Source organism: Nocardioides sp. (genome assembly GCF_035547795.1).
Lineage (GTDB): Bacteria > Actinomycetota > Actinomycetes > Propionibacteriales > Nocardioidaceae > Nocardioides.
Window position 1 is genome coordinate 1 of record NZ_DASZUF010000036.1, and the last position, 3,560, is coordinate 3,560.

Consider the following 3,560-nt stretch of genomic DNA (forward strand, 5'->3'; position numbering starts at 1 on the left):
ATCGCCGACGGCGGGATCGAGCTCGGCGGTCGGCTCCCGATCAACCCCCATGGCGGGCAGCTCGGCGAGGCCTACATCCACGGTATGAACGGCATCGCCGAGGCGGTCCGCCAGGTCCGCGGCACCTCCGTCAACCAGGTCGCCGCGGTCGCCAACGTGCTGGTCACCGCCGGCACCGGCGTGCCGACCAGCGGGCTGATCCTGACCAGATCCTGACGCCGCGATCGGCCTAGACCGCCTCGATGGTTGCTCGACGAACCCCGTGCTGTCGGGCAGGCGGGCCGTTAGCCTCCGGTCATGGGCGCCGTGCGGGACGTGCTGCTCGCGCTGGTGAGCGGCGCGGCAGGGTGGCTGGTCGTCTTGATATCCCTGTCGCCTCGCCTGCGGTGGTCGCCGTTCGTGAGCCGGACCGAGCGCAAGAACGGCGTCACGTACCGCGTGAAGGTGAAGAACGCCAGCCGGTTTCGCAACGTCGTCGATCTTCGGGTCCGGGCCCGCGTGCACTATCGGCACACCTACTCGAGGACCGGGACGACCGTCACGCGGACCGTCTACCTGGGAACGTCGCCCGAGCAGGTGCACGTGCTGGCCCCCCGGGCCAACCAGATCGTGCGGATCGACCCCGGCCGGATCAGCGACCGGGGCCGCGCCCTATTGCGGAGCTCGGGGTACCAGGCTGCGTCGGTGGACTCGCTCGAGACCCTGCTCACGCTGCTGCCGGAGGCGTTCCTCTCCCTGCATGTCGTGGCGAACGACGGCTGGTCGGGCTCCACCCGCTTCACCGAGTCGCCGCACTATCGGATGGACGCACTAGAGGACGCCGCCTTCGTGGTCGACCGCAGTGACCTCGACAAGCGGATACGCGCGTTCAACCGGTGGCGCCAGCGGCTCGGCCAACGGTGGCTCCTGCGAGCGGCGCGAGGCCATCCCGAGCTGCAGCCGAAGCTCCGCGCCCACGACGCTGAGTCGTGAGTCGCGCCGACGCCGAAGAGGCTGCAGGATCGGACTCACCGCTTCGGGATGTCACATTCCTGCGCCCGGCGGCGTCGACAGGCCAGACCGTCAGATCCAGCTTCAAGGAGCATCCATGTCCTATGTAGTCGACTTCCAGGACGTCTCGACCACGGGGCTCGAGTCGTCGCCCGTCGCCGAGGCGCTGGCCGGCCTGCGCGCCAACGAGGCCAGGTACTTCAAGAACAAGTACGACCACGTCTTCACCGTCGAGCCGGCCGACGAGGCCGCCGCGACCATCGCGTGGGTCCACCGGATCCTGAAGGAGGAGCGCGACCTGGTCATCGAGTCCAAGCCCCTCGAGGCGACCGAGTTCGAGGTCGACGGGATCAAGATGGCCTACGTCTTCTACGAGTCGGGCCTGTCGATCAACGTGATGTACACGCTCGACGACGCCGGCAAGCGTGCCGTCGGGTTCAAGCTCTCCGACGGGATGGAGGTGCCCGAGGAGCTCGCCACGCGCTTCAAGTTCGCCCGGCAGAAGTCGAGGCTCGCCGGCACGATCCGCGGATCCTTCTTCGTGATCAAGGGGACCTACTAGCCTCGGGCTAGCATCGGGCCGATGCGTCACCTCCGCGATGCCTGGCGAGTGCTCGTGCCGGCGGCGGGCGACCCGCACGGGCCGTTGCCGCCGCTGCTCGTGCTGCTGACGCTGGTCACCGGCCTGGTGGACGCGTTCAGCTACCTGGAGCTCGGCCACGTGCTGGTCGCCAACATGACCGGGAACGTCGTCTTCCTCGGGTTCGCGGTCGCGGGGGCGCCCGGGTTCCGGTGGTGGGCATCGCTGCTGGCGATCGGGACGTTCCTCCTCGGCGCGCTCGCCGGTGGCCGGATCGCGGTGGCGGTGGGGCGGCACCGTGGCCGCCACCTGCTGTGGGCGACGCTCGTCGAGGGCGTCCTGGTCGCGGTGGCGCTGGTGGTGGCGCTCGCCGCGCGGGCGCCGTACTCCACGACCGCGATCGTCGTCTTCGTCGCCGTCCTCGGGGTGGCGCTCGGCATCCAGAACGCCACCGCTCGGGCCCTGGCGGTGCCCGATCTGACCACCACCGTGCTCACCCTCACGATCACCGGCATCGCCTCGGACTCGCGCGCCGGCGGCGGTGCCGACAGCCGGCTCGGACGTCGGCTCGTGCCGATCGCCGTGATGCTGCTCGGCGGCCTGATCGGCGCCGCCCTGACCGTACGCGGGCACGGGACCAGCGACCTCGCCGTCGCCACCGCGGCCCTGGCGGTCGTGGTCGTCGGCGCGGGCGCCGCCGCCCGCTCGACGGGCGCGTGGGTGACCAAGCCGTAGACCCGCCGCCCCGCGGCGAACGCGGACCGGGAGAATGGGCAGGACCCCTTCCGACCCGAGCATGAGAACCGAGACCGTGACGCAGACGAACACCCTGGCCGAGCCCACCGACGCCGCTCGCGAGGTCGACGACCGGGTCCTCGTCCTCGACGGCGTCACGTTCCGGCGCGCCGGCAGGGTGATCCTCGACGACATCGACCTGACCGTCCGGGCGGGGGAGCACTGGGCGGTGCTCGGGCCCAACGGTGCCGGCAAGAGCACGATGCTGAGTCTGTGCGGCGCGAACAACCACCCGACCAGCGGCACGGTGCACGTGCTCGGTCATCGGCTGGGCCGGATCGACGTGCAGACGCTGCGCACCCTGATCGGCCACGTGAACCCGCGCCATCCGATCGACACCTCGCTGAGCGTCGAGGAGGTGGTGATGACCGGCTTCACCGGCACTATCGACCTGCCCCGGCGTTGGTCGCCCGACGTCGAGGAGACGGCGCGGGTCCGGGACGCGATCGCCCTGGTGGGGCTGGCGGACCGGGACGGGCTGCGCTGGCCGAGCATGTCCCAGGGGGAGCGCGGCCGCGCCCTGATCGCCCGTGCGCTGGTCGGCCGACCGCAGCTGATGCTGCTCGACGAGCCCACCACCGGGCTCGACCTGGCAGCCCGCGAGCAGCTCCTGACCGCGATCGACGCGGTTGCGACCGGTACGCCGCGGGCCGCGACCGTGCTGGTCACCCACCACCTCGAGGAGCTCCCGCGTACGACGTCGCACGCGGCGCTGATGCGCGAGGGTCGGCTGATCGCGGCCGGGCCGGTCGACGAGGTGCTCACCAGCGCGCAGGTCAGCGACGCCTTCCGGCACCCGATCGAGGTCAACCGCGTCGGCGGCCGCTGGAGCGCCAGCGGAGCGGCCGCGTCCTGAATCGGGTACCGGCCGCCCGTGAGCAACCACGAGGTGGTCAGAGCCCTGCTCGACAGGCACGGCACGACGTACGCCGAGGACGCCGGCATCACGCTGGCCGACAAGCCGGCCCCACTGTGGCAGCTGCTGGTGCTGGGCCTGCTGCTCTCGGCCCGGATCGGCTCCGACATCGCGGTGGCGGCGGCCCGAGAGCTGTTCCGGGCGGGCTACCGCACGCCGCAGCGGATGCGGGACGCGAGCTGGCAGGCCCGGGTCGACGCGCTCGGTCGCGGGCACTACCGCCGCTACGACGAGCGCACCGCGACCCAGCTGGGAGAGCTGGCCGACCGGCTGCTCGCC

General features: G+C 71.6%; 5 protein-coding genes and 1 pseudogene. All 6 read left to right on the forward strand.

Going from position 1 to position 3,560, the window contains the following annotated elements; translation table 11 throughout:
- Positions 1 to 216 (forward strand): thiolase C-terminal domain-containing protein (locus tag VHA72_RS02985; protein ID WP_414689747.1); only part of this gene is annotated, 216 nt, incomplete at its 5' end.
- Positions 217 to 297: 81 nt separating this feature from the next.
- The gene (locus VHA72_RS02990; RefSeq protein ID WP_325572961.1) at positions 298 to 972 is read left to right on the forward strand and encodes a hypothetical protein; all 675 of its coding nucleotides are present in this window, start codon (positions 298 to 300) and stop codon (positions 970 to 972) included.
- A 115-nt stretch (positions 973 to 1,087) separates the two neighbouring features.
- Complete coding sequence (locus tag VHA72_RS02995) at positions 1,088 to 1,552, forward strand: DUF8821 family protein (protein ID WP_325572962.1); 465 nt, start codon at positions 1,088 to 1,090, stop codon at positions 1,550 to 1,552.
- Between the two features lie 21 nt (positions 1,553 to 1,573).
- A complete protein-coding gene (locus VHA72_RS03000; protein WP_325572963.1) occupies positions 1,574 to 2,305 on the forward strand; it encodes a YoaK family protein in 732 nt (243 codons plus the stop codon).
- Between the two features lie 76 nt (positions 2,306 to 2,381).
- Positions 2,382 to 3,221, forward strand: a complete 840-nt coding sequence (locus VHA72_RS03005) for an ABC transporter ATP-binding protein (RefSeq protein ID WP_325572964.1) — start codon at positions 2,382 to 2,384, stop codon at positions 3,219 to 3,221.
- Between the two features lie 18 nt (positions 3,222 to 3,239).
- Positions 3,240 to 3,560, forward strand: a pseudogene (locus tag VHA72_RS03010) (endonuclease); the annotation flags it as partial.